We start from the raw sequence: 2,306 nt of genomic DNA on the forward strand, positions 1-2,306 counted from the left end.
CCGGCACCCCGGCGAACAGCGGAGCGAGCCCCTCCGCGGACGCGCTGGGCGGCTCCGAGGTGTACGCGGGCGGTTCCGGCCACCTCGGGGCGCGGCCCGCGAGCCGCTCCCGATACGCGTGCTCGAGGTCGTCGAGGATCGTCGGCATCGACTGTCCGTCGGCCGCGACGTGGTGGACGACGATCACGACGTGCCGGGCGTACACCGCTGCCGCTGTCGGTACCTCGCAGCGGGGATCAGGTGCGAGCGGAAGGCGCCCGTCCCACTCGTGGGCCGACCGGTCGAGGACGGGTGCCTCCTCGGCGTCCCGCACGTTCTCGACCCACCCGTCGCCGGTCTTGTCGAACGCTGTCCGGAGGCTCACGTGGCGCCCGACGACGTCGCGGAGGGCGGCGGCGAAGACCTCGACATCGACGCGGCCGTCGACGACCCTGAGCACAAGAGGGATCGCGTAGGCGCCGGGCGAGTCCTCGAACTCGGCGAGGAACAGCATGCGCGCGCGGGCACCCTCCACGCGCGCCGTCTCGATCACGTTCTCACTCATGCCCGTCCCTCTCCTGCCCGCACCGCATCATCGATCTCCGTGACCAGACGATGCACTCCCTGCTCCGCGTCAGCGGGGAGTGCCATCCGGTGGACGACGAGGCGCACCTCGTCGTCGGCGACCTCGACGGCGGCGAGCCGCCCCTCGGTCACGCTGACCCCTTCTCCGGGCGGGACGTCGTCGAGCTGGAACGCCCGCCAGAGCCGGGCGCGGCTCCGGTCAAGGCGCACACGCAACTCGGGACGGGCCGCGACGACCGTGACGAGGGCACGGCGCGCCGCGAGGGCGCCGGGGTCCCGAGAGGGACCGACACGCTCATCGCGTCGACGTCGGTGCCGTCGGCCCGCGCTGCGGCGAGGAGCGCCGGAAGCGGAACCGGGCGCCCCGCCGCCGGTGCCGCCGCGGGCGCGCATCGGACCGCCAGCGCCTCGACGGTGCGGGTCTCGAAGAGATCGATGACCGACATCCTGATGCCGGCGCGCTGGGCCGCGGTGACGACGGCGATGGCCGAGATGCTGTCGCCGCCGAGGGCGAAGAAGTCGGCGTCGGCCGGCACCGACGCGACCCCGAGCGCTGCGGCGAACGCCTCGGCCACTGCGACCTCGGTCGCCGACGCGGGCGCACGGCCCTCGGCCGCCACAGGGAGGCGGTCGAGGGCGGGCAGCGCTGCGCGATCGAGCTTGCCGTGCGGGGTGAGCGGCAGCGCAGGCACGGCGGTGAGACGCGAGGGGACGAGCGCGACCGGGACGACCCCCGCAGCGTGGGCGCGCACGGCCTCGGGCGCGGCCCGGCCCGTGTAGACCGCGACGAGCGTGCCACCGACGACGAACGCCGCCGCACCCTCGACGCCGATAGCCGACGTCAGCGCCGCCTCGACGTCGCCCAGCTCGATCCGCTGCCGCCGACCTTGACCTGCTGGTCGCGTCGGCGAGGTAGTCGATCGTGCCGTCGGGACGCTGCCGGGCGCGGTCGCCGGTGTCGTACATGCGGGCGCCGACGTCGAACGGGTCGGCCACGAACCGCTCTGCCGTCAGCGTGGGCCGGTTCGCGTAGCCGCGGGCCAGGTGCACGCCGCTCAGGTAGAGGTCGCCCACGGCACCGGGCACGACCGGGCGGAGCGCGGCGTCGAGGATGCGGCATCCCACCCCCGCGATCGGCAGACCGATCCCGATCGGCCGGTCGGCGCTGACGCGCAGAGCCGCGGTGACGTCGACGGCGGCCTCGGTGGGCCCGTAAAGGTTGTCGACGTGGACGCCGGGGAGCAGCTCGGGCAGCCCGCGCAGATGGTTCGCGGTGAGCGCCTCGCCACTGCAGACGATGACGCGCAGGCTCCGCGCCACCGCGGCGGCCGTCGCGCGCGCTCCCGACAGGTGGTCGAGGAACGCGGCGAGGACCGAGGGCACGAAGTGCACGACCGTGACATGTTCCGCCGAGATCGCGGCGGCGATCTCGGCCGGGTCGCGGTGGGCGTCGGGCGGGGCGATCGCCTGGCGCGCGCCGATGACGGCCGGGAGGAACAGCTCCCAGAGCGACACGTCGAACGTGAACGGAGTCTTGTAGAGGATCACGTCGTCGGCTCCGATCCCGTGCAGGCCGGGAGCCGCGAGCAGACGGTTCACGATCGCGCGGTGACTGACGACGACTCCCTTCGGCCGTCCCGTCGAACCCGACGTGAACAGCACGTAGGCCGCGTCGTCGGGCCGCGGCGCCGTCGGCTCGGCGACGGCGGCCGCGCGATCGGGCGCGGGCGCGAGCACGAGCT

The 2,306-nt window shown here is 74.5% G+C and carries 2 protein-coding genes and 1 pseudogene; all 3 read right to left on the reverse strand.

The features are described 5' to 3' along the window. Window positions 1-544 (reverse strand): condensation domain-containing protein (locus tag ACH61_RS15060; RefSeq protein ID WP_153038935.1); only part of this gene is annotated, 544 nt, incomplete at its 3' end. Between the two features lie 148 nt (window positions 545-692). Then, window positions 693-1,316, reverse strand: coding sequence for a phosphopantetheine-binding protein (locus ACH61_RS19420; protein WP_068213617.1), 624 nt, complete (start codon window positions 1,314-1,316; stop codon window positions 693-695). A 337-nt stretch (window positions 1,317-1,653) separates the two neighbouring features. Further along, window positions 1,654-2,301 (reverse strand): annotated as a pseudogene (locus ACH61_RS19425) (AMP-binding protein); the annotation flags it as partial. Window positions 2,302-2,306: the final 5 nt, after the last annotated feature.

Origin of the sequence: Rathayibacter tanaceti (assembly GCF_001634385.1) — a bacterium.
Taxonomy (GTDB): Bacteria; Actinomycetota; Actinomycetes; order Actinomycetales; family Microbacteriaceae; genus Rathayibacter; species Rathayibacter tanaceti.